Annotated in this window: 15 protein-coding genes; 6 read left to right on the forward strand and 9 right to left on the reverse strand. The window is 60.5% G+C overall.

Annotated features, from left to right (window positions below; genetic code table 11):
• Together AAC126_RS11525 and AAC126_RS11530 are read left to right on the forward strand one after the other, a co-directional pair.
• Nucleotides 1-1,527 (forward strand): RNA degradosome polyphosphate kinase (locus tag AAC126_RS11525; protein WP_339853471.1); only part of this gene is annotated, 1,527 nt, incomplete at its 5' end.
• 3 nt (nucleotides 1,528-1,530) lie between these two features.
• The gene (locus tag AAC126_RS11530; protein WP_339853473.1) at nucleotides 1,531-3,060 is read left to right on the forward strand and encodes a Ppx/GppA family phosphatase; all 1,530 of its coding nucleotides are present in this window, start codon (nucleotides 1,531-1,533) and stop codon (nucleotides 3,058-3,060) included.
• Between the two features lie 28 nt (nucleotides 3,061-3,088).
• On the opposite strand, the gene rnd is transcribed toward AAC126_RS11530, so the two are convergent.
• A complete protein-coding gene (gene rnd / locus AAC126_RS11535) occupies nucleotides 3,089-4,237 on the reverse strand; it encodes a ribonuclease D (protein WP_339853475.1) in 1,149 nt (382 codons plus the stop codon).
• A gap of 190 nt (nucleotides 4,238-4,427) precedes the next feature.
• Here rnd and AAC126_RS11540 point away from each other — a divergent pair, with 190 nt between their 5' ends.
• A complete protein-coding gene (locus tag AAC126_RS11540; protein ID WP_339853477.1) occupies nucleotides 4,428-5,432 on the forward strand; it encodes an SPOR domain-containing protein in 1,005 nt (334 codons plus the stop codon).
• A gap of 80 nt (nucleotides 5,433-5,512) precedes the next feature.
• Here the strand turns inward: AAC126_RS11540 and AAC126_RS11545 are convergent, their stop codons facing one another.
• Both AAC126_RS11545 and AAC126_RS11550 read right to left on the reverse strand, forming a co-directional pair.
• On the reverse strand, nucleotides 5,513-5,842 hold the full coding sequence (locus AAC126_RS11545; RefSeq protein ID WP_339853479.1) for an SMR family transporter: 330 nt from the start codon (nucleotides 5,840-5,842) through the stop codon (nucleotides 5,513-5,515).
• Nucleotides 5,843-6,070: 228 nt separating this feature from the next.
• Complete coding sequence (locus AAC126_RS11550; protein WP_339853481.1) at nucleotides 6,071-6,802, reverse strand: GGDEF domain-containing protein; 732 nt, start codon at nucleotides 6,800-6,802, stop codon at nucleotides 6,071-6,073.
• Nucleotides 6,803-7,039: 237 nt separating this feature from the next.
• Between AAC126_RS11550 and AAC126_RS11555 the strand changes: the two genes are divergently transcribed.
• Nucleotides 7,040-7,852, forward strand: coding sequence for a DUF1849 family protein (locus AAC126_RS11555; RefSeq protein WP_339853483.1), 813 nt, complete (start codon nucleotides 7,040-7,042; stop codon nucleotides 7,850-7,852).
• A 21-nt stretch (nucleotides 7,853-7,873) separates the two neighbouring features.
• On the opposite strand, the gene AAC126_RS11560 is transcribed toward AAC126_RS11555, so the two are convergent.
• Nucleotides 7,874-9,220 (reverse strand): DNA polymerase IV, encoded by a 1,347-nt coding sequence (locus AAC126_RS11560; RefSeq protein WP_339853485.1) that lies wholly within the window; start codon nucleotides 9,218-9,220, stop codon nucleotides 7,874-7,876.
• Nucleotides 9,221-9,259: 39 nt separating this feature from the next.
• On the reverse strand, nucleotides 9,260-10,186 hold the full coding sequence (locus tag AAC126_RS11565) for an ROK family protein (protein WP_339853486.1): 927 nt from the start codon (nucleotides 10,184-10,186) through the stop codon (nucleotides 9,260-9,262).
• A 148-nt stretch (nucleotides 10,187-10,334) separates the two neighbouring features.
• On the opposite strand from AAC126_RS11565, the gene AAC126_RS11570 reads away from it, so the two are divergent.
• Nucleotides 10,335-10,718, forward strand: a complete 384-nt coding sequence (locus tag AAC126_RS11570; protein ID WP_339853488.1) for a response regulator — start codon at nucleotides 10,335-10,337, stop codon at nucleotides 10,716-10,718.
• Between the two features lie 6 nt (nucleotides 10,719-10,724).
• Complete coding sequence (locus AAC126_RS11575) at nucleotides 10,725-12,110, forward strand: PleD family two-component system response regulator (protein ID WP_339853489.1); 1,386 nt, start codon at nucleotides 10,725-10,727, stop codon at nucleotides 12,108-12,110.
• 81 nt (nucleotides 12,111-12,191) lie between these two features.
• Here AAC126_RS11575 and rpmG read toward each other — a convergent pair whose 3' ends face one another.
• The 4 genes from rpmG to topA all read right to left on the reverse strand — a co-directional run bounded on the left by rpmG (nucleotide 12,192) and on the right by topA (nucleotide 19,084).
• On the reverse strand, nucleotides 12,192-12,359 hold the full coding sequence (rpmG, locus tag AAC126_RS11580) for a 50S ribosomal protein L33 (RefSeq protein ID WP_339853491.1): 168 nt from the start codon (nucleotides 12,357-12,359) through the stop codon (nucleotides 12,192-12,194).
• Nucleotides 12,360-12,457: 98 nt separating this feature from the next.
• Nucleotides 12,458-14,071, reverse strand: coding sequence for a S41 family peptidase (locus AAC126_RS11585; RefSeq protein ID WP_339853492.1), 1,614 nt, complete (start codon nucleotides 14,069-14,071; stop codon nucleotides 12,458-12,460).
• Nucleotides 14,072-14,117: 46 nt separating this feature from the next.
• The gene (gene rnr, locus AAC126_RS11590) at nucleotides 14,118-16,382 is read right to left on the reverse strand and encodes a ribonuclease R (RefSeq protein ID WP_339853494.1); all 2,265 of its coding nucleotides are present in this window, start codon (nucleotides 16,380-16,382) and stop codon (nucleotides 14,118-14,120) included.
• Between the two features lie 11 nt (nucleotides 16,383-16,393).
• The gene (gene topA / locus AAC126_RS11595) at nucleotides 16,394-19,084 is read right to left on the reverse strand and encodes a type I DNA topoisomerase (RefSeq protein ID WP_339853495.1); all 2,691 of its coding nucleotides are present in this window, start codon (nucleotides 19,082-19,084) and stop codon (nucleotides 16,394-16,396) included.
• Between the last annotated feature and the right edge of the window lie 52 nt (nucleotides 19,085-19,136).

A 19,136-nucleotide genomic window follows, 5' to 3' on the forward strand; every position in this document is an offset into this window, starting at 1 on the left:
TTCATCGCCATCGAGCAGGTGATCATCGAGCATGTCGATCAGCTGTTCCCGAATTTCACCGTCGCCGGACACGGTATCTTCCGGGTCCTGCGCGACAGTGAAATGGAAGTGGACGAAGAGGCCGAGGATCTCGTCCTGTCGTTCGAATCGGCACTGAAACGCCGCCGGCGCGGTAACGTTATCCGGCTCTCGATGAACAAGGACATGCCGGAAGATCTCCGGAACTTTGTCGTCGATGAGATGAAGGTGGCGAAAGAGGATCTCTTCACGCTCGACGAGATGGTTGGCCTTGCGGACCTGTCCCAGTTGATCGTCAGCGAGCGCCCGGACCTGCTCTGGAAGCCGTTCAACCCGCGCTTCCCGGAGCGTATCCGTGATTTTGGCGGTGATTGTCTGGCGGCGATCCGGGCCAAGGACATTGTTGTCCACCACCCTTATGAGAGCTTCGACGTTGTCGTCCAGTTCCTGCGCCAGGCGGCGGCGGACCCGGCGGTGGTCTCTATCAAGCAGACGCTTTACCGGACCTCCAAGGGCAGCCCGATCGTCAATGCACTGATCGAGGCGGCAGAGGCCGGCAAGTCCGTCACTGCGATGGTCGAGCTGAAGGCCCGGTTCGATGAGGAAGCGAATATCCGGCTGGCGCGCGATCTGGAGCGCGCGGGCGTTCAGGTGGTTTACGGTTTCGTGGATCTGAAGACCCACGCGAAGATCTCGCTGGTGGTCCGGCGTGAAGGCAACGGCCTGCGCAACTACGTGCATTTCGGTACCGGCAACTATCACCCGATCACGGCGAAGATCTATACCGATCTCTCCTTCTTCACCTGCGATCCGGTTTTGTGCCGCGATGCCGCGCGCATGTTCAATTACATGACCGGTTATGCGACGCCGCAGCAGATGGACAAGCTTTCCCTGTCACCGCTCACCATGCGCCAGAAGGTGCATGAGCTGGTCGAGACGGAGATCGAGTTTGCCCGGCAAGGCAAACCGGCGACGATCTGGGCGAAGATGAATTCGTTGGTCGATCCGGATCTGATCGACATGCTGTACCGGGCCTCGAACGAGGGCGTCAAAATCGAGCTGGTGATCCGCGGCATCTGCTGTCTGCGTCCAGGCGTGCCGGGATTGTCCGAGAACATCCACGTTCTCAGCATCGTGGGCCGGTTCCTTGAGCATTCGCGGATTTTCTGCTTTGGCAATGGCCGGAAGCTTCCCTCCGATCAGGCGAAAGTGTACATGTCCTCCGCTGACTGGATGACACGTAATCTGGATCGCCGGGTCGAGCATTTCGTCCCGATTGAAAACCGGACGGTTCACCGCCAGGTTCTGGATCAGATCATGGTGGCGAATTTGAAGGACGAGACCAATTCCTGGATCGCGGAACCCGATGGTCACTATGTTCGGGTCGCTGCCGGTGCGGGAGCGTTCTCGGCACATAAATATTTCATGACCAATCCGAGCCTGTCCGGCCGCGGCAGTGCTCTGAAGCGGTCGAATGAGATGCCCAAGAAGTTGAGCGGCTCGGAATAAAGTTTGTCGGTTTCCTTTTCTCAAGACGACTGGATCTCCAACTCCGGTACAGACCGGAGTGGTCTCGTCGGCGTGCTTGATATCGGCTCCAACTCCATACGGCTGGTTGTTTTCGAAGGCGACGGCCGTATGCCGATCCCTCTTTTCAACGAGAAGGCCCTCTGCGGTCTTGGCGCCGGATTGCAGGAAACCGGTCATCTCTCCGAGCAGGGCGTCCGCTCGGCGATGGAAAATCTGGAGCGCTATTTCACCATAGCCAGGGGCATGCAGGTCGCGGAGGTCAGGGTTCTGGCGACGGCGGCCGTGCGCGATGCCCGGAACGGTGCTGAATTCGTCTCCGAGATTGAAAGCCGCTTCGGCATCCGCGTGATGGTTCTGTCAGGCGACGAGGAAGCCCGGCTCTCCGCGCTTGGGGTGATCAGCGCGTTCCCTGATGCGGACGGCATTGTCGGCGATCTTGGCGGCGGTAGCCTTGAGCTGGTGGATGTCCGGGATAACAAGGCCCGCCGTTTCGAGACGACGCCCCTCGGCCCGCTCCGGCTCGGTGAGCTCACCCGGCAGAACAGGGACGAGCTGACGGACAAGATCGACTCGACCCTGAGCGGCGTGCTCTGGCTTGACGCAATGGCGGATCGCGATCTGTTCGCGGTTGGTGGTGCCTGGCGTAGCCTTGCGCGTGCCCACATGGAACTGACGGACTATCCGCTGGCTGTTATCCATCATTATGCAATCGGCGCCGAGGAGGCTGTTCGCTTCCTCGACGAGATCACGCGGATGGGCCGGAAGGATTTACGGGCGCTTGATGCGGTCTCGAAGCGCCGTGTCGAAAAACTTCCCGTGACCGCACTGGTTCTGAAGCGGGTCATCGAGCTTGGCCGCGCGCGGCAGGTTGTCTTCTCCTCCTTCGGTTTGCGTGAGGGCTGTCTCTATGACCGCCTGCCGCAAGGGGAGCAGTCTCGCGATCCTTTGGTCGATAGCTGCATGGATATCGCACGGAAGAGCAGCAGGTTCAGCCCCCATCCGGAAGTTCTGGAACGCTGGATCGCACCGTTTTTCGAGGATGTTCCCGCATCGGAGCAGCGCTTGATCCGGGCCGCATGCATTCTGAGCGATTTTGCCTGGGGCGAGCACCCGAGCTACCGGGGTGAGCATGCCTTCATCCGGGTGCTGAGGCTTCCTGTCGTCGGGATGAACCATGCCGACCGGGTGTTCCTCGCCTATGCCATCCTTGCCCGTTACACCGGCGGGATTGAAGAGGAGGGGGGGCAGCGGGTCCGCAAACTGCTGTCGCTCCGTCGCCGGGACCTAGCCTATCGGGTCGGGCTTGCCTTGCGGCTTGCGCTGACGCTTTCAGGCGGCGCGACGGAATTGCTCGAAAGTGCCCGTCTTGAGCGGGAGCGGGACATGGTCGGCGAGCGCGGCTTCGTCATCAGCATGCACGGCCATCAGGGCGGGCTTGCCGGTGACGTGGTGACGCGGCGGATCGCGGCGCTTTCGGAAGCGCTTGGTCAGGAAATCCGGATCGAACATTAAGCGGCCGGAGAAGGCCGATGCGTCTCTGTCAGAGACGCATCAATTTGATTTTTCCGGCTTCCGCGGTCAGTCCGATCCGGCCGTGCTTGAGATTGATCGCATCCGCGCCGAACAGGTCACGGCGCCAGCCGGTCAGGGCAGGGACATCCGCGTTGTCATCCAGGGCGATGCTTTCGATGTCGGCGGTATTTGCAATCAGGCGGGCGGCAACTTTCTCTTCGTCAGAGCGGATTTTCAGCAGCACCTTCAACAGCTCGACGATCGGACCCGGCGCTTCACGCTTGTCGTTCTTGGTCGGCAGTTTGGGGCAGGCATCGTTCGGCAGGGACAGGCCCTTGCTGACGACCTTGATGATCTCCTGACCCAGGCGGCCATTCGCAACCTGCGCATTGAAGGTCCGGGTGCGGGCCAACTCTTCGGGTGTTGTCGGCGCATGGGCAGCGATATCCATCAGAACATCGTCGCGCAGGATCCTGTTGCGCGGAACGTCCCGCTGCCGTGCCTCGCGTTCACGGAATGCCGCGATCTGCTGCAATACGGCAAGAAATTTGGGTTTCCCGCTGCGGACCTTGAGGCGCTGCCAGACGGTGTCGGGATCCGGGTCGTATAGTGCCGGCTCGGACATTTTCTCGACTTCTTCGGCAATCCATTCGGCGCGGCCGGATTTCTCGATGCTGTCCACCAGGGCACGGTAGACCGGCCGGAGGTGGATGACGTCGGCCAGGGCATAGCCGATCTGCTTCTCGCTGAGAGGGCGATGGGACCAGTCAGCGAACCGCGAGCTCTTGTCCAGCTGGACGCCTGTCAGGCTCTGCACCAGCTTGTCGTAAGAGACTGAGTCGCCGAAGCCACAGATCATGCCGGCGACCTGGGTGTCGAAAACCGGCGCCGGGAGCTCTCCGCAAAGATGGTAGAAAATCTCCAGATCTTGCCGGGCGGCGTGGAAGACCTTCAGCACATCCCTGTTTTTCAGCAGATCGACAAGCGGCGCGAGATCAAGCCCTTCCGCCAGGGTGTCGATGGCGACAGCCTTTTCGTCGATCCCTAACTGAACCAGGCAGAGCTGGGGATAGTAGGTTTTTTCACGCATGAACTCCGTGTCGATTGTCACGAAGTCCTCTTTGGCGAACTCGGCACAGACGGCGGAGAGCGCATCGGTATCGGTAATAACAGTCATGAGGATTTCAATACACGGAAAACCCGTATAGCGGAATGCTGCCTTTGAGCCAAAACAGCTTCCCGATTTGAGCGCATAAAGGATCGGAAACGGAGCGATAATTAGACGTAAATTGCGAGGGTTGCCTATTTTTTGAGTTGCAGGTAGAGTTACGCTCTATAAGTCTTTGATTTTTTGCAGGGAAATCGATATGCGGCGCGGTCTCGTGGCGGCAATGCTACCAGTGCTGTTGTGTGGGTGCCTTCCGGTGATTCCTCCTGCCATCAGTCTGGCAACGACTGGTTTTTCCGGTCTCGCGCTTTTTGCCACCGGGAAAACGCCGTCCGATTACGTCATTTCCGCTGCCGCCGATGAAGACTGCTCGATGTTGCGCGTTGTTTTCGGCGACCAGCCGTGCCGCGCCTATGATGACGAGAGTTCCAAGCCCATGACGGAGCTCGTGGCGTATTACCCGGGCGATGCCGACGACTGGGTGGACCGGGAGTCGATTCCCAAAGGTACGATGTCCGGAACGACGATCATGACTGCGTCGCTGTTCGGAACGGATTCCAGCGTCGGGACGCAAGATGCGGATACAGGTTCTTCCGCAGCGCTGCTTGCGGCGGTTGAGAAAAAAGGCAACCTGAACGCAGCCCCTTCCGCCATCAGCGAGGGCTTGGCGCCGCTTAACGATCTGACTCTCTCCGGGTTTGCCCCCGTGGACGGGAGGCATTCGTTGAAGCCAATTGAGCTGCAGCGTGTTGTTTCCGTCGATACCCCGCTGGATTTGCAATCGTCTCAACTGCCCAGCTGGTCAGTGGTGCCGGATGTGGCTGCGCCTGTTGTCGCCACTGCCACTGCCTCCGCCGCCACCGGTATGCAAGCCAGCGCGGCAGAGACGATGGCTCTGCCCGTGCAGAAGCCGGGTTCACGCCGGATGGCGGAACAGGGGATGGCGCATCTTGCGGATCACTTCGTGATGCTGGGGTCTTTCCGGGATCTGGCGCGCGCGGAGCATCTTAAAGAGATGCTCGCCCCGATAGAGTCGACTGCCAGCGTGATTCAGACGCCGGTGATCATGTCCGTGCGGCTCAAAGGCAACATGTGGCATCGTGTGGCTGTCGGCCCCTTCACGGGCCGGGAGGCGATCGCCATGGCATCCGCGCTCGGACCGGTTTCCGGCAAGAAAGCCTGGGCGGCTAAAGTCACGAATTGACCCGGAGAGCCGTGCCAGCGTCCGCTCCTCTTCCGTTTTTCTGATCTGAAACCACACCCGGTTCCTTGACCGGGTGTTTTTTAATGCCCGGTGGTTTTTGAGAAGACGTGAATAACCGTGACACCGGCAACGATCAGCAGCAGTCCGATAATGGCCGGGAAGTCCGGGATCTGCTTGTAGATTGCGGCTCCGGCCACGGTCACCAGTACAATCCCGATGCCAGCCCATATCCCGTAGGCGATACCGACGGGAATTTCGCGCAGGCAAAAGCTGAGCAGGACGAAGGCTGCCGTGTAGGCAACAAGAACGATGGCGGACGGTAGAATGACCGTAAAACCGTTTGTCGCCTTCAGGGCCATTGTGCCGATCACTTCGGCGAAAATGGCGAGGGCGAGAAAGAGATAAGCCATGCGGCTTGTTCCTATCGATGCATCGGAATGAACGGCTGCAACTGGTGGAGACACGCTGTCGTCGTCAGGCAGAACCTAGGCATTTCCGTTCCGCCGGGCAACCGGAGGCGTCTTGGCGGAACGAAAAAAAGGGAGCTGATTGCTCAGCTCCCTTAGGTTTGCTCTGGGTGCTTGCCGACAGAGGAGGCAAATGCCCGTATCGACAAGTAGGTTGCAAGGCAGGGGCGATTACAGCGCCGTAAACGGACTGTTTTGCTTCCGCGCGTACATTGCGCGGTCGACCCTGTCGAGCAATTCGGTTTCGGTGTCGTCCTGACTGTAGGCGTCGTGACCGACACTCGCGTGAAGGTGGATGGAGGACCCGTTCCACTGCAGGGTCCGCGTATTCAGTTCTTCGTCCAGCGCTGCAATGCGTGCAGCGGCTTCGTCGTCGTCAGCTCCCGGCATGATGACCGCGAACTCGTCGCCACCAAGACGCGCAATGCTGTCGGTCTCGCGGGTCCGAGACTGGAGAATGCGCGCGACGGTGACCAGAAGTGCGTCGCCAGCCATGTGGCCGTAGGTGTCGTTGACGGCTTTGAACTTGTCGAGGTCGATCAGCAACATTGCGCCGGTCAATCCCTGACGTTTCGCCGCGGCGAGCGCGCTCTGCAGGCGGTCGCTGAAACCGCGCCGGTTCAGCAGCCCGGTAAGTTCATCGGTGACGGACAGACCTTCGAGGAATGCAATCCGCTTTTCCTGACGGGCGATGCGGTTCTCCGCTTCCGTCATGGCGATCATGGCGAGACGCAGCGCGATTTCAGTGTCATTCAGATCTTCGTCTTTAACGATCTGAGAAGCCCTGTTCGCGATATCCGCCGGCATCCGGGAGAGAAGGTTGCCGACATCAAGATTTGCGAAAGCGTTCGTCAAGCCCGTGTCTTCCAGTTCCTGAGTCTGCGGGTGCATGAGGTTCGGCATGTCACACCACCTGTCTGTTGTTTCACGCCACCAAGGAGTGCATGGGGTGTGCCAGACAGGATATTTTTTAGAAGTCTTTGAAAATAAGCGTAAAATTTTATCCGTGGCCGGTTACAATTTCCGGGCGCCGGGCCATATTGGTGGAGAGGCGGAAGGATTTGCCGGGTACGGGGCAAGCTGTGCCGGGTCCTCTCCGTGGCATTAATGCCGGGCTCCGCAAACCTGAAGGAGGGCCGTTTGAAACCTGTTCTTAAACTGACCGCATTGCTTTTCGGTGTTGTTGCCGCGATGCAGATGCCCGGACCGATGCCGGCTTCGGCGGCTGCCGTGGGTCAGATTGTACCGCACAAGGCGCTTTACCGGCTTTCCCTGAAGGGCACGCCCGGAGGGACCGATGTGGTTGCCGTGGGCGGGAAGATGGCCTTCGAGTGGCGGGATACGTGCGATGGCTGGGCGATCAATCAACGAAATCTGATGATCCTGGAAAATGCCGAGGGGATGGCGCACAGCGTCGATTCCACCATGACGACCTGGGAGGCCAAGGACGGCTCATCATTCCGGTTCATCGTGAACAAGGATTTTGGCGCCGGTGGCGGCGAAGCCCTGGAAGGTCTGGCCCAGCGGTCTTCGTCCGGCTCGGTCACGGCAGGCTTCACGGAGCCGGAGCAGGTCGAGATGGAATTGCCGTCCGACGTTATGTTCCCAAGCCAGCACACCATTGCCCTGCTGGAGAAAATAGCGAACGGCGAGAAGTTCTTTTCGGCATCGCTGTTTGACGGCTCGGAATTTGAGCCGGCAGGGTTTGTTTCCGCCGCCATCGGCCTGAAGGTTGTTCCCGAGGGGGAGGAGGATCCGCTGATCTCCGGGCCTTACTGGCCGGTCAGGCTGGCCTTCTATGGACCGGAAAACAAGACAGAGTCACCGGATTACGAACTTGCCGTGGATCTGCACGAAAACGGTATCGCCCGCCGGCTTGAAATTCATTTCAAGGAATTCACGGTGAACGTCGCGCTGGAGCGTCTGGAGCGTTTCAAACCGGGTGGCTGTTGACAGGAGGAGTATCCCGCCCGTTCAGCTATCGCTGTCACTTTCTTCGGACATGCGGGCGCTGATACCCTGCTTCTCGGCAGCTTTCTTGAAGCTGCGGCCTTTCTCGATAGCCTTCGTGCCGAGTTTCGCCCGGACGGCGTCCATGGCGTGTTCCACCTTCCGGCGATGCTCCATCCCAGGGTCCGCCAGATCGGGCAGGTCTGCCCCGTCCGGATCGGTCAGGTCGGAAACCCCTATGCCCATCAGTCGGAATTTACGGCCATCGGTTTCGCGTTCGAGCAGGCGCTTGCCGGCCCGGTAGAGTGTGTCCGCCATCTGGGTGGAGCCATGGTGATGGACCTGCCGGGTGATGCCCTTGAAATCCGCCGTCTTCAGTTTCAATACAATGGTTCTGCCGCTGAGGGCTTTGGTTTTAAGGCGGGAGGAGAGCTCCTCGCAAAGGCTCCAGAGAATATGGTCGAGTTCATCAAAATTCGAGATGTCATCAGAGAAAGTGGTCTCGCAGGAGACACTCTTGGCTGGTGACCGAGGCTCGATCTTCCGGTCGTCCCGGCCGTGTGAGAAACGGGCCAGGCGTGCGCCGATGCTGCCATAGCGGCGGATCAGGGCGGCTTCTTCCATACCCTGCAGATGGCCGACGGTTTCGATGCCGTCGCTCCGCAATTTTTCGTGCAGGGACCGTCCCACGCCCCAGATCGTGGTGACGGGGCGACCCTTCAGGAAAGCGGGGGCCTCCTCCTGGCCGACAATGGCAAAGCCCCGGGGCTTGTCCAGATCGGAAGCCACTTTGGCCAGGAACTTGTTGTAGCTGAGCCCGATCGACGCGGTGATCCCGGTCTCCTTCTCTATCCGGGCGACGAGCCGGCACAGGGTCTCCGAAGGCGGCGCATGGTGCAGTCTCTCGGTTCCGGTGAGGTCGAGAAACGCCTCATCGATGGAGATCGGCTCGATCATCGGGGTGACGGACAACATCAACTCGCGGATCTGCTTGCCGACACGACTGTATTTTTGCATGTCGGGCTTGATGACGACGGCATTGGGACAGGCCTGGAGTGCCTTGAACATCGGCATCGCGGAGCGGACGCCATAGGTTCGGGCGACATAGCAGGCGGCGGAGACCACCCCCCGGCGTCCGCCCCCGACGATCACCGGTTTGCTGCGAAGCTCGGGATTGTCGCGCTTCTCCACGGTGGCATAGAATGCATCGCAATCGATATGGGCGATGGCAAGGGCGCGAAGCTCGGGATGGCCGATCATGCGGGGCGAGCCGCATTTCGGGCAGCGTGCATCTCCATGCATGACTGTCCCTGGCAGCCAGGCAAAACAATCCCGGCATAAAACCGGGCTATCGGATGCATGCTCGGTCATGCTCATTGCCCCGTTGCGGCCATCGCGGCCGGCCATTCTCTAAAGCGATGGCGGCCAAAGCCACGCCGCTCCCCTGACGCCACTCGAATCGCCATGCAGGGGAGGGCTTAATCTGGTTTTCACACTATCCGAAAATACATGCGGCTCCCATAGCCTCGGGACTGTGTCGTAGAGCCTGCGGATATTGGACAGTCCCCCGCCAAGAACAATGACGTCAGGGTCCAGAATATTGACGACATGGGCGAGGGCCCGCGCGAGCCGTTCTTCATATTTTCCGAGAGCGGCATCGGCACGCGGGTTCCCGGCTGCAGCCAAGGCTTCTATGTCGCGTGCGGTGATTTCATCTCCACCGGCTTCGGCATATTGCCGTTCGAATGCCGGGCCGGAGAGAAATGTCTCGATACAACCATGCCGTCCGCAATAGCAGAGGGGGCCCGGACGTTCATCGTCCATCGGTGCGGGCAACGGGTTATGTCCCCATTCGCCGGCGATGGCATTGCGGCCCTCAAGGCATGTGCCGCGGATGGCTATTCCCGCGCCGACACCGGTGCCGAGGATGACCCCGAAGACGATTTCGGCTCCCTTGCCCGCGCCATCGATAGCCTCGGATACGGCGAAGCAGTTGGCGTCGTTCTGCAGCCGGACGGGACGGCTCAGGGCGTCTTCCAGATCTTTTTGAAGCGGCTTTCCGATCAGCCAGGTCGAGTTGGCGTTCTTGACAAGCCCGGTATCCCGCGAGGCCGCGCCAGGCATGCCGATTCCGACTGTGCATGTCTGGCCGATAAGGGCTTCGGTACGATTTACCAGGCCGGAAATGGTCGAGATCGTGGCTGCGTAATCGCCCTTGATCGTCGGCACTCTTTCCTGCGCGACAACCTCACCGGAGGGGCTGAGCGCGACCGTTTCGGTCTTCGTTCCCCCGAGATCAATCCCGATCCTGAAACCGGATGGCCCCGACTGCCTCATCCCCAGCTCCGCTTAGTTCATTGGTGTCTTGCGCTGGAAGGGTTTAGACTGTTTATTCATTTGTAAGATATTATTTTTTACCCTGCCTTTATGGCATAGAGGGTAACCGGGCGGTGAGCCCGAACCAGCGGGTCGGATGGAGGACGTAGTGACGACAGAAACGTCGGTCGAAAAAACAGTACTCATCGTTGAGGATAACGAGCTCAACATGAAGCTGTTCCACGATCTGCTGGAGGCGCACGGATACAATATTCTCGGTACGCGCGATGGCATGGAAGCATTGAAAATCGCGCGGGAGAAGCGTCCGGATCTGATCCTGATGGATATCCAGCTGCCCGAGGTCTCGGGGCTGGAGGTCACGAAATGGATCAAGGAAGACGACGATCTGAACTCCATCCCCGTCATCGCCGTTACGGCTTTTGCCATGAAGGGCGACGAGGAAAAGATCAGGGAAGGCGGCTGTGAGGCATATATTGCCAAACCGATTTCAGTGAGTCATTTCCTGGAGACCGTTCAGAAATTCCTCGGATAGACTGCCATGCCCGGACGTGTACTCGTCGTTGACGACGTCCTGCCGAATATCAAATTGCTCGAAGCCAAGCTGATGAGCGAATATTTTGATGTTCGAACGGCTACGAATGGTCCCGACGCTCTGGAAATCATCCAGTCGGACACGCCCGATATCGTGTTGCTCGATGTGATGATGCCGGGCATAGACGGTTTCGAGGTCTGCAAGAGAATCCGGGCCAACCCGGCGACCGCGCATCTGCCGGTGATCATGGTCACCGCGCTCAGCGATCCGTCCGACAGGGTTCGGGGACTTGAAGCCGGGGCGGACGATTTTCTGACCAAGCCGGTCGACGATACCGCTTTGTTCGCGCGGGTCCGGTCCCTGCTGCGGCTGAAGGTCATGGTCGACGAGTGGCTGCTGAGAGAGCAGACCTCGGCTCATTTCGGTGTCCTCGAAACCGGAATGAACGGCCTGGCCATGGATTACCGGGCTGGCCGCGTTCTTCTGATCGAAGACAATCCCATCGACGCAACGAACACGCAGAACATTCTGAACCGGGACGACAACATTGTCTTCACCTGCGCCGGGGCCGTGCAGGCGCGCGAAATCGCGGCGAAAGAAGATATCGAGCTGATCGTCTGCAGCCTCAATCTCGAGGATGAAGACGCGTTGCGGCTGGTGTCCCAGTTCCGCTCAACGGAGCGGACACGTCAGATCCCCATATTGATGACCGGCGAAATCGACCAGATCGACAAGCTTGCGAAGGCGCTTGATCTGGGCGCGAACGATTACATCATGAAGCCGCTGGACAAGAACGAGCTGGCGGCACGCACCCGCACGCAGATCCGCCGGCGGCGCTTCCAGGACCGGCTGCGCGACAGTTATGAGCGCTCCTTGTCCATGGCGCTCATAGACAGCCTCACGGGGCTTTATAACCGGCGCTATCTGGAGACCTATCTGAAAGGGTTGATGGATAATGCGGTTGAACGCCGCAAGCCGCTGGCGCTCCTGATGCTCGACATCGATCACTTCAAGATCGTTAACGACACGCACGGGCATCTTGTCGGCGACAAGGTGCTGCAGGCCGTCGCGGAAGCTTTGATCAACAGTCTGAGATCCGTCGATATGATCGCGCGGATCGGCGGTGAGGAATTCGTCGTCGTGATGCCGGATACGTCGGAGGAATTCGCCGAGGCCGTGGCCGAACGGCTGCGCCGCCGCGTCGCGGATACCCACGTGTCCTGCGATGGCGTTGACGAGCCTGTCACTGTCAATATCAGTATTGGCCTGACCATGCGCACGGGCGAGGACAAGTCTGTCGAGGACCTGATGAAGCGCGCGGACAAGGCGCTTTATGGCGCGAAGAATACAGGACGCAACCGAGTCGTCTCCGATATTCCGGAAGCCGATTAACGCCGCATCTCTGATTTGTATCCCTGAAATGCAAAACGGGCCGCCAAGGCGACCCGTTCAAGAAATCATAAGCAGTGATGCTTATTTGATCTTGGATTCCTTGAAAAGCACATGCTTGCGCACGACCGGGTCATACTTCTTGAGCTGAAGTTTCTCGGTCTGGGTGCGCGGATTCTTCTTGGTTACGTAGAAGAAACCGGTGTCAGCGGTGCTGACGAGCTTGATCAAAACTGTCGCGGGCTTGGCCATGGCCGTTCCCCATCGTGCAAAGTGAATTAGAAGGCCGCAAACATATCCATATAACAGGCTCTGTCAAGCGGAGATCCGGAGGCTTTTATCCGAGGCTGTTATTGCGTTTTTGCAGGCCATTGCGAGGCGATAAGGGACGCTTCAAAGGCACGGTCGAAAAGACTGCGTTCTCCCAAAAGCCTCAGGGCGAGCGCGAGATCCAGATCTTCCTCGCCCTGAGTGGGCTTGCGATCGCCGCAGCGCCCGAGCAAGGCCTGCTGGATGCTGTCATCAAGGTCCTGTGCTATCCGGCGTAGCCGGAGCAACTCGCGGGCGCGTGCGGCCGCTGTACGGGCCGTGCTGGCAACATGCTGCAGGGACGGGTCCTCGATTTCATCCGTGCAGATCGTCGGATAGACCCCGAACGGTCCGATCGGATATCCCGACGGCGTGTACATGCGGGCCCATGTGATGATCAGCTCTCCCTCGTTTGGCAGCCGGACGATCATCTGCACGGTACCCTTGCCATAGGTCCGGCCGCCGATAAGAACGGCGCGGCCACTGTCCTGCAGCGCGCCGGCGACCACTTCCGATGCCGATGCCGAGCTGTGATTGATCAGCAGGATCAGAGGCATGCCGACGGCAATGTCCGGGTTGTGCGCGGTAAATTCCTTTACCGAACGGGGGTGACGGCCCTTGGTGAGGAGTATCCGTCCGTCCTGAATGAAGAGATCGGCGATGGAGATGGCGTCCCTGAGGACGCCGCCCCGGTTATTCCTGAAATCAAGGATAATGCCGTTCATAGACGGCCCGGCCTGGGTTGCCGCCTGTCCAATCTTGCGGGCAAGACTGGCGGCCGTATCCTCATTGAAGCTGCGGATCTCGAAATAGGCGGTGTTGCCCTTCTGGCTTGAGAATACGGTCTGTTCGATCACCGGCGCGCGTGTGACTACGGCGGTCCTGTGAATCTCGTCGCTTGTCGTCGTCACCCGGACTTCGCTGCCGCTGGGGCCGCGCAGCAGATCGGAGACGGCCACGGCGTCGAGTCCATCGATCGTCGTGCCATCTATCGCGACGATGCTGTCCCCGACCTGAAGGCCGCTACGGGCGGCGGGGCCGTCCTCGTAGACTTCTTCGATGTAGACCTTGCCGTGATTCTCGAACAGCAGGATACCGACGCCTGAATATCCGCGGCGGTGTGCGCGGTTCCGATTGGCAGCGGCAGCGGTTGTGTATCTGGAGAACCGGTCAAGGTCCCGCAGGGCGCCCTTGAAAATCGCGTCGTAAAGCACTTCGGGCGGTGCCTCCCGGAGCGTGTCGGAGACCTGGCGTCCGCTATCGACCGCGGCCGCCATAAGCATGCTCCAGCGGGCAACGTCATCCGCATCCGGGACGGAGAGGGCGGCGACTTCATGTCCGTTGCGGGCGACAACGATCAGCTCTTCCCGGTCCGTGACGCTGATGCTGTCATCCAGGGTGCTCAGTCCGGCGAGGCCGGCGACGGCGAGTGACGGCAGGTCCGTCTCTTCGAGATAGAAGCTGGTGATGCCTTCGAAGCCGGCGGAAAACACCTCGGCCGCATCGTCCCGGTTGAAGACCATCGGGTCTGACAGGGGGCGCTGCGCCGCGCATGCTGCAAGCAGCGCCAGCAGCAGGCCACAAACCGCCATGGCGGCCCGGGTTCGTACCCGCCGCGATGTGACCTTTGCCCTCAACTGCGTCTTTCCGCTCAATGACTTATTGTCCATCAGACCACTATAGGCCTAAAAACCACAGGCGTCAGCGGGGCTTCTTGGCCCGTCCTTTCGCCTTGCCGCGATGCTGTTTGGGTGGTCCCGAGCGATGATTTCGTTTTGGCCCGCGCCTGCCTGCGCCGCGGTGTCCGCCCGGCACCCCGGACGTGCCGCCCGAGACATAGTCGAGCAGGACTCCGCCGGTCAGCGGATCGGCATCGACCAGTTTGACAACCAGCGTTTCGCCGATCTTGAAGGTCAGCCCCGTCGCACGACCGGCGAGGGAGTGGCGATGTTCGTCGATATCGTAGAAATCATTGGGCAGCCGTTTCATCGGAAGCAGCCCGTCGGCGCCAAGCCCGGCAAGCGCCATGAACATCCCGGCGGTTGCAATGCCGGAGACCCGGGCCTCGAAAGTATTACCGACCTGTTCGCTCAGAAAGGCGGCGACATAGCGTGCGATCGCCGTGCGTTCGGCGGCGGCGGCCCGCCGCTCGGTCGTTGAAATATGAGCGGCCGTTTCGAAGAAGGACTCGGCCTCAATGTCACCCAGACCGTCCTTGCCAAAGCCATGGGCATCGATCAGGGCGCGGTGCACCAGCAGATCGGAATAGCGCCGGATCGGCGACGTGAAGTGGGCATAGCGTCTGAGGCCCAGGCCGAAATGGCCGAGATTTTCGGGACTGTAAACTGCCTGGCTCTGGCTGCGCAGCACCAGCTCATTGACGGCGGTTTCGTGCGCTTCGCCGCGCACTTTGGCGAGCAACTCGTTGAAAGTCTGCGGCCGGATGACGCCTGATGTGCCGAACGGGATTTCCAGCCCCTTGAGGAATTCGGTAAGCGCCGCGACCTTTTCAGGATCCGGCGTCTCATGCACCCGGTACATGCAGGGGCGCTTTTTTGCTTCCAGTGTTTCGGCGGCAGCGACGTTCGCCAGGACCATGAATTCCTCGATCAGCTGGTGGCTGTCGAGCCGTTCGCGCGGTTCGATGGATGCGATCTTGCCGTCGTCCCCGAGCACCACCTTGCGTTCCGGCAGATTGAGATCGAGGGCGCCGCGCTGTGTGCGGGCGGCGAGCAGAAGGCGATATGCACCATAGAGCGGCTCTATGACGCCTTCCGGTACGACATCGTTCTCAGCCGTGCCATCGGCGGCGGCCTGCACTTGCTCGTAGGTCAGACGCGCTGTGGACCGCATGAGGCCGCGCATGAACTTGTGGCTGGTCTTCTGTCCGCGGGCATTGATCACCATCTCGACGGCGAGGCAGGCGCGATCTTCGTTCGGGCGGAGAGAGCAAAGCCCGTTCGAAAGGGCTTCCGGCAGCATCGGCACGACCCGGTCGGGGAAGTAAACCGAGTTGCCGCGCTTGCGCGCTTCATTATCCAGCGGGTCGCCGGGGCGGACATAGTGAGCCACATCCGCAATGGCGACGAGAATGCGATAGCCGCCCTGGTTTTTCGGATCGCTATCGGCTTCGGCAAAGACCGCATCGTCAAAATCGCGGGCATCGCTGCCGTCGATGGTGACGAGCGGGATGGCTCTGAGATCGGTTCTCTTGCCGAGGGTGACCGGTTTCGCCGTTTCCGCCTGACTGATACAGGCGTCGGGGAAAACGGTCGGTATCTCATGCTCTGCTATGGCGATCAGGCTGACGGCGCGCGGGGCATTGGCGTCGCCCAGCACTTCGGTGATCCGGACATGCTGCAGGCCCATCCGCCCGCGCGGCAGGATCTCGGCCACCACCAGGTCGCCGGGTTTCGCCTCCGAGAGTCCCCCCGGTTCCACCACGTAGTCGCTGCGGGCCCTGCGGTCCGATGAGACGATCCGGTAGCCTTTGCCTTCCCGCCGGAGTTGCCCGACGACACGTTCTCCGGAGCTTTCCAGGCGGCGCATGATGCGGCCGCGATACTGGTCCTGGTCAGTGCGTTCCAGCTTCACCAGCGCCCTGTCCCCGACGCCGACAGAGGGTGTCCGGGAGGAAAGCGGAATGGTGATGGCCGGTGGCGCGTTTTCTTCCCGCCAGGTCAGCGGCCGCGCGGAGGCATTGCCGTCATCGTCGATACCGGTGATGGAAACCACGGTGACTTCCGGCAGGGTGCCTGGGGCTGCCGCACGCCGATGGCGGCCGAGATCGATCTTTCCTTCCACCGCCAGCTCTTTCAGCATGGCTTTCAGGGGAATGCGGTCGGCGCCCTTTATGTTGAAAGCACGCGCGATTTCACGCCGACCGACCGGCGTCGGGCTGTCGCGGATGAAATCGAGTACGGCTTCGCGGCTCGGCAGGCCGGGCGGCATCTTACGTGGGGCCACGCGCCGCCGGCCTAGTCGTTGCCGGCCGCCGCGGCCGGCTTCTTGGCGGCGGGTTTCTTAGCGGCCGCTTTTTTTACCGGGGCCTTCTTGGCAGGAGCCTTTTTCGCAGCCGGCTTTTTGGCCGCGGTTGCTTTCTTCGCGGGAGCCTTTTTTGCCGGAGCTTTTTTGGCTGGCGCTTTCTTGGCGCCGCCGGATTTCTCCGCCTTGGCCTTGATCAGCTCGATGGCCTGTTCCAGCGTCACCTCTTCCGGCGTGATCGTCTTCGGGATCGTCGCGTAGATTTTCAGGTGCTTCACATAGGGCCCGAAACGGCCCGCGCCGACAGTGATCTGTTTGCCCTCATATTCCCCAAGCTCGCGGCCCGGGCTCTTTTTCTTCGGGTTGTTGGCAATCAGGTCAACGGCACGATTGATGCCGATGGTCAGCACATCGTCCCCGGCGGGGATCGAAACATAGGTGCTGCCGATCTTCAGATAGGGGCCATAGCGCCCGATCCCGGCGAGGATGACCTCGCCGCTTTCCGGATCGGGGCCGATCTCGCGCGGCAGGGCCAGGAGGCCGAGCGCTGTTTCCAGCGTGACCTCGGACGGAATCATGCCCTTGGTCAGCGATGCCCGCTTTGGCTTCGGCACCTCGTCTGTCTTCTCGCCGAGCTGCACATAGGTGCCATACGGCCCCTTGCGTATGGAGACATCGAGATCGGTCGCCGGATCCTTGCCGAGGATCTTCGGGCCGTTCGCAAGATCGGCGGTGCCGTCTTCGCTGCCATCCCCGGCTTGTGTCATCTGCCGGGTGAATTTGCATTCCGGATAGTTCGAACAGCCGATGAAAGCACCGAATTTGCCGAGTTTCAGGCCGAGACGGCCATCGCTGCAGGTCGGGCAGGCCCGAACGGTCTCGCCGTTTTCGTCTACCGGGAAGAAGTGCGGGCCAAGCTCCTCGTCGAGGGCCGTCAGCACATCGGAGATTTTCAGGTCCTTGGTCTTGTCGACCGCTTCATGGAACGCTTTCCAGAAGTCGGTCAGGACCTTTTTCCAGGCGATTGTACCCTCGGCGATATTATCGAGGGCGTCTTCCAGCTCCGCCGTAAAGTTGTATTGCACGTAGCGGGTAAAGAAGTTGGACAGGAAGGTAGTGACCAGCCGTCCCCGGTCTTCGGGAATAAAGCGGCGCTTGTCGAGAATGACATAGTTCCGGTCCTGCAAAACCTGCAGGATGCTGGCATAGGTCGAGGGCCGGCCGATGCCGAGTTCCTCAAGCCCCTTCACCAGGCTTGCTTCGCTGTAGCGCGGCGGCGGTTGCGTGAAATGCTGCTCCGCCTTGGGCTCGTCATGGGCCAGCGCTTCGCCTTCCTTCACGGCAGGCAGCAGGCGTCCGTCCTCGTCTTCCTCGCTGCTCTGCGCAGGCTCGTCCCGGGTTTCCTGATACAGTTTCAGGAAGCCATCGAAGGTGATGATGGAACCGGTGGCGCGGAATTCAGCGCGGCTGTCGGCGGCCTGGATGGTCACGGTGGTTTGGTCCAGCTCGGCGCTGGCCATCTGGCAGGCGACGGTGCGCTTCCAGATCAGCTCGTAGAGCCGGGCCATGTCCTTGTCGAGCCGGGCGGCCATCTCGCGCGGGTGGCGGCGCACATCGGTTGGCCGGATCGCCTCGTGGGCTTCCTGCGCGTTCTTCGACTTGTTCTTGTACATCCGCGGGCTGTTCGGCAGATACCGGTCGCCGAAATTCTTGCCGATATCGTCGCGGATGGCGAAGACGGCATCCTGGCTGAGCTGTACGCCGTCGGTACGCATATAGGTGATCAGGCCGACCGTCTCGCCGCCGAGATCAATACCCTCGTAGAGCTTCTGCGCGAGCTGCATGGTGCGCGACGCGCCGAAGCCGAGCTTGCGTGAGGCTTCCTGCTGCAAAGTCGAGGTGGTGAAGGGCGGGAAGGGATTGCGCTTGGTCTGCTTCTTTTCCAGAGAGCGGACCGAGTAGGTCCCGCCCTTGATGCGGTCGACCGCAGCCTTGGCTGCTTCTTCGGTATTGATGGAGAATTTCTGCAGCTTCTCGCCGTCGAGATGGGTCAGGCGGGCGGTGAAATTCTTGCGCTCCTTGGTCCGGAACGCAGCATCGATGGTCCAGTATTCCTCTGACCGGAAGGCTTCGATCTCGGCTTCCCGCTCGCAGATCAGGCGCAAGGCAACGGATTGCACCCGGCCGGCGGAACGCGATCCGGGCAGCTTGCGCCAGAGCACCGGCGACAGCGTGAACCCAACCAGATAGTCGAGGGCGCGGCGGGCCAGATAGGCGTCGACCAGATCCTGGTCGAGCTCGCGCGGATTATCGATGGCATCCAGCACGGCGCGCTTGGTGATCTCGTGAAAGACCACGCGCTTCACGTCGACGCCCTTAAGGGCCTTGCGGTCCGAAAGCACGTTCTGGACATGCCAGGAAATCGCTTCACCCTCGCGATCCGGGTCAGTCGCGAGAAACAGACTTTCGGCGCCTTTGACAGCGTTGGCGATTTCCTTGATCTGCTTTTCCGCCCGGGGCTGGGCTTCCCAGATCATGGCGAAATCGTCGTTCGGATCGACGGATCCGTCCTTCGAGGGCAGGTCCCGGATATGCCCATAGCTGGCGAGCACCTTGTAATCACTGCCAAGGTATTTATTGATCGTTTTGGCTTTGGCCGGCGATTCGACAACGACGACTTTCATGAGCTACCGGAAGTCCTTTCCTTGTGGCGGTGGCCCGGTCCTAGCGTCGAAA

Source organism: uncultured Nisaea sp., from assembly GCF_963974195.1.
Lineage (GTDB): Bacteria > Pseudomonadota > Alphaproteobacteria > Thalassobaculales > Thalassobaculaceae > Nisaea.